Consider the following 4,361-nt stretch of genomic DNA (forward strand, 5'->3'; position numbering starts at 1 on the left):
GCGTCAATCCGTGCCATGGCGCAGCGCCAGCGCCGCCGAGACCGGACCCAGCACGCCAAGAAACAGGGTCAGCGCGGCAAGAATGAGGAAGGGCTGCAGAAACGGGTCGGGATTGGCGGTCGCCCCATAGCTTGCCGAAACGCCGAAGATCAGCACCGGGATGGTCAGTGGCAGCACCAGCACCGAGATCAGCAGCCCGCCACGCGGCAGCGCCACCGCCACCGCCGCACCGGCGGCGCCGATGAACGTGATGGCCGGCGTGCCGACCAGCAGCGTCAGCGCCGTGGCGCCGATGCCGAGCGGCTCCATGTTCATGAACAGGCCGAGCAAGGGAGCCGCAATGACCAGCGGCAGCACGCTGCCCGCCCAATGCGCCAGGCATTTCACCAGCACTGTCAGAGCCAGCATATGGCGATCGTTGCCGAGCACCAGGAGATCGAGCGAACCGTCCTCGCGATCGGCCTGGAACAACCGGTCGAGCCCGAGCAGGCAGGACAACAGCGCGCCGATCCACAGGATGGCCGGTCCGATGCGGGCCAGCAGCTTCAGGTCCGGCCCGACCCCGAACGGGATGGTGACGATGACGGCGAGGAAGAAGATGACCCCGGTCAGCGCTCCGCCGCCGGCACGAATGTTGAGGCGGATGTCGCGCAGGAAGAGCGCTAGCATGGTTTGAGATGCTTTCGCCCAGACACCATCAACCGGCTTCCCCCATCCTCAACTCCATCCCCTCGATCCCGAGCGGCAGATGCGTCGCCGCGACAATCATCCCGCCATCCGCGCAATGCCTCGCCATCAACCCCGCAAACCGCGCCTCCGCCGCCTTGTCCAGCCCCGCCGTCGGCTCGTCCAGCAGCCACAATGGCCGGTGGCTGACCAAAAGCCTGGCGATCGCCGCGCGGCGCCGCTGCCCGGTCGATAGATAGCCGAACGGCAGGTGGCCGATGCCGCCGAGCCCGACCGTTTCCAGCGCCTCTTCGACGCCGAGCTGTCCGTCGCCATTGAAGTCTCGCCAAAAGCGCAAATTCTCCGCCACGCTGAGCGCCGGCTTCATTGCGTTCTGGTGGCCGAGATAGTGACAGGCCGAGGCAACAGACGGAAACGCTTCGCCCCCGTCTTCGACCTTCATGACGCCCTCAATCCTCACGCTGCCTTCCGCCGCCGGCAGCAGCCCGGCGATGATCCGCAGCAAGGTCGACTTGCCCGATCCGTTCGGCCCGGTGACGATAAGCGCCTGACACTCCTCCAAGGCAAAGCCGATGCCGGAAAACACCGCGTCGCCGCCTCGCTCGCCGCCCAGATTTTCGGCGATCAGCCGCATTCCTCGCCTGCCCTGAAACCATGTGTCGCGGCCGCTGCCGCATCGCACAAAATTGCTTTCCAACTGTCTAGAACTATTCCAGAAAATTCTCTATATGCGGTGCATCCGTGCCAGCGGTCGGCACGGGAACAGAATTAGCGCCGAACCAGCGCACGCGCCGCCTTGAACGGCTCGGGTTGCTTGGGAACGGACAGCGGAAATGGCCGTACCCGCACCTTTGCGCGTGATTGCATGCCATCGGCGTCCGTTCCCTTTCAGGCTGAACAGACAAGGATCGCACGTGTCAAAATCCCTCGACAGTTTCAATTGCCGCCGCACGCTGACCGCAGGCGGCGCTGAATATGCCTATTTCGATCTCATCGAGGCCGAAAAGAACGGCCTTACCGGCATCTCGCAACTGCCCTATTCGATGAAGGTGCTGCTGGAAAACCTGCTGCGCAACGAAGACGGCCGCTCCGTCACCAAGGAATCGATCCAGGCGGTGGCCGGCTGGCTGACCGACAAGGGCACCGCCGGCGTCGAGATCGCCTATCGGCCGGCCCGCGTGCTGATGCAGGATTTCACCGGCGTTCCGGCCGTGGTCGATCTTGCCGCAATGCGCGACGCCATGGCTTCGCTCGGCGGCGATCCGCAGAAGATCAACCCGCTGGTGCCGGTCGACCTCGTCATCGACCATTCCGTCATCGTCGACGAATTCGGCACGCCGATGGCCTTCGCCCGCAATGTCGAGCTGGAATATGAGCGCAACGAAGAGCGCTACAAATTCCTGAAATGGGGCCAGCAGGCGTTCCGCAACTTCCGCGTCGTGCCGCCCGGCACCGGCATCTGCCATCAGGTCAACCTCGAATATCTCGGCCAGGTGGTGTGGACCAACACCGAGGACGGCGAAACCACAGCCTATCCCGACACCTGCGTCGGCACCGATTCGCACACCACCATGATCAACGGCCTGGGCGTGCTCGGCTGGGGCGTCGGCGGCATCGAGGCCGAGGCGGCCATGCTCGGCCAGCCGGTCTCCATGCTGCTGCCGGAAGTCATCGGCTTCCGTCTCACCGGCAAGCTGAAAGAGGGCGTCACCGCCACCGACCTCGTGCTCACCGTCACCCAGATGCTGCGCAAGAAGGGGGTCGTCGGCAAGTTCGTCGAGTTCTTCGGCCCGGGCCTCTCCAACATGACGCTGGCCGACCGCGCCACCATCGGCAACATGGCCCCCGAATATGGCGCCACCTGCGGTTTCTTCCCAGTCGACTCGGAAACCATCCGCTATCTCACAATGTCCGGCCGCAGCGAGGACCGCATCGCGCTGGTCGAGGCCTACGCCAAGGCGCAGGGCCTGTGGCGTGAAACCGGCTCGGCCGACCCTGTCTTCACTGATCTGCTCGAGCTCGAACTTGGTTCCGTCGTGCCGTCGATGGCCGGCCCCAAGCGGCCTGAAGGCCGCGTCGCCCTGGAAGGCATTCCGGAAGGCTTCGCCAAGGCGATGGAGACCGAATACAAGAAGGCGGCCGAAATCTCCAAGCGCTATGCCGTCGAAGGCACCGACCATGATCTCGGTCACGGCGATGTCGTCATTGCCGCCATCACCTCCTGCACCAACACCTCGAACCCGAGCGTGCTGATCGGCGCCGGTCTTTTGGCCCGCAATGCCAACCGGCTCGGTTTGAAGCAGAAGCCGTGGGTGAAGACCTCGCTGGCTCCCGGCAGCCAGGTGGTCGCCGAATATCTGGAGAAATCCGGCCTGCAGAAGGAGCTCGACCAGATCGGCTTCAACCTGGTCGGCTTCGGCTGCACCACCTGTATCGGCAATTCCGGCCCGCTGCCGGCGCCGATCTCCAAAACCATCAACGACAAGGGCCTGATCGCCGCCGCGGTCCTGTCCGGCAATCGCAACTTCGAAGGCCGTGTCTCGCCTGACGTGCAGGCCAACTATCTGGCCTCGCCGCCGCTGGTCGTCGCGCACGCGCTGGCCGGAACTGTCACCAAGGACCTCACGACAGAGCCGCTCGGCGAGGACAAGAACGGCGAGCCGGTCTACCTCAAGGACATCTGGCCGAGCTCGGCCGAAATCCAGGAGTTCATCGAGAAGAACGTCACCCGCGAGCTGTTCGCCCGCAAGTATGCCGACGTCTTCAAGGGCGACGAGTACTGGCAGAACGTCAAGGCGCCGGAAGGCCAGACCTATGCCTGGGACGACAACTCGACCTATGTGCAGAACCCGCCCTATTTCGCCGGCATGACATCAGGTTTCGGCAAGATCGGCGACATCAAGGGCGCCCGCGTGCTCGGCCTGTTCGGCGACAAGATCACCACCGATCACATCTCGCCGGCCGGATCGATCAAGGCAGCGTCGCCGGCCGGAAAATATCTCACCGACCACGGCGTCGGTGTCGCCGACTTCAACCAGTACGGCACGCGGCGCGGCAATCACGAGGTGATGATGCGCGGCACCTTCGCCAACATCCGCATCCGCAACCACATGCTGGGCGAGAACGGCCGCGAGGGCGGCTACACCATTCACTACCCGTCGAAGGAAGAGGAATCGATCTACGACGCGGCGATGGAGTACAAAAGGGAAGGCGTGCCGCTGGTCGTCTTCGCCGGCGTCGAATACGGCAACGGCTCGTCGCGCGACTGGGCGGCCAAGGGAACCAATCTGCTCGGTGTCCGCGCGGTCATCGCCCAGTCCTTCGAGCGCATCCATCGCTCGAACCTGGTCGGCATGGGCGTTATCCCCTTCGTCTTCGAGGAAGGCACCTCATGGGCATCGCTCAACCTCAAGGGAGACGAGCTGGTCGAGATCGACGGACTGAGCACCATCAAGCCGCGCCAGACGATGATCGCCAAAATCACCTATGGCGACGGCACGGTGAAGAACGTGCCGATCATCTGCCGCATCGATACGCTGGATGAGCTCGACTACTTCAAGAACGGCGGCATCCTGCAATACGTGCTGCGCGATCTGGCAGCTTAGTAAGGGAGTAGGGGAGTAGGGGAGTAGGGAAGGGAATACCTATTCCCCTATTCCCCTATTCCCCTATTC

3 protein-coding genes are annotated in these 4,361 nt (G+C 63.8%); 1 reads left to right on the plus strand and 2 read right to left on the minus strand.

What is annotated here, in order from left to right; genetic code table 11:
* Positions 1–3 precede the first annotated feature (3 nt).
* Together ccmB and ccmA are read right to left on the minus strand one after the other, a co-directional pair.
* Entirely contained in the window at positions 4–669 is a 666-nt protein-coding gene (ccmB, locus tag EN969_RS18790) for a heme exporter protein CcmB (RefSeq protein ID WP_024504965.1), read from the minus strand.
* Positions 670–697: 28 nt separating this feature from the next.
* The gene (gene ccmA, locus EN969_RS18795) at positions 698–1,321 is read right to left on the minus strand and encodes a heme ABC exporter ATP-binding protein CcmA (RefSeq protein WP_063169544.1); all 624 of its coding nucleotides are present in this window, start codon (positions 1,319–1,321) and stop codon (positions 698–700) included.
* A 280-nt stretch (positions 1,322–1,601) separates the two neighbouring features.
* Between ccmA and acnA the strand changes: the two genes are divergently transcribed.
* The gene (acnA, locus tag EN969_RS18800; protein ID WP_013528828.1) at positions 1,602–4,292 is read left to right on the plus strand and encodes an aconitate hydratase AcnA; all 2,691 of its coding nucleotides are present in this window, start codon (positions 1,602–1,604) and stop codon (positions 4,290–4,292) included.
* The last annotated feature ends 69 nt before the right edge of the window (positions 4,293–4,361 follow it).

This window comes from Mesorhizobium sp. M7A.F.Ca.CA.003.01.2.1 (assembly GCF_003998945.1).
Lineage (GTDB): Bacteria > Pseudomonadota > Alphaproteobacteria > Rhizobiales > Rhizobiaceae > Mesorhizobium > Mesorhizobium ciceri.

What these genes read in the sequence shown, in the direction of transcription:
- ccmA (WP_063169544.1), bottom strand. Translation starts at nt 1,321, where the DNA reads ATGCGGCTGATCGCCGAAAATCTGGGCGGCGAGCGAGGCGGCGACGCG.
- ccmB (WP_024504965.1), bottom strand. Translation starts at nt 669, where the DNA reads ATGCTAGCGCTCTTCCTGCGCGACATCCGCCTCAACATTCGTGCCGGC.